Genomic DNA, 204 nt, shown 5'->3' on the forward strand with positions numbered 1-204 from the left:
TTGTAGAGAATGAATACGGTCTTTTTCTGGTTTGGTAAAGTCATAAATACTATTACCTCCAGAGCTTTGTTGCTTACTTTGAGAAGAATCATCTTGTTTAGAGCTTTGTTGCTTACTTTGAGAAGAATCATCTTGCTTAGAGTTTTGCTGTTTATCTTGAGAAGAATCATCTTGCTTAGAGTTTTGCTGTTTATCTTGAGAAGA

The 204-nt window shown here is 33.8% G+C and carries 1 pseudogene; it reads right to left on the bottom strand.

Going from position 1 to position 204, the window contains the following annotated elements:
* Nucleotides 1-204 (bottom strand): annotated as a pseudogene (locus MR167_RS32840) (spore germination protein); the annotation flags it as partial.

The organism is Bacillus cereus group sp. BfR-BA-01355, from assembly GCF_022663675.1.
Taxonomy (GTDB): domain Bacteria; phylum Bacillota; class Bacilli; order Bacillales; family Bacillaceae_G; genus Bacillus_A; species Bacillus_A thuringiensis_S.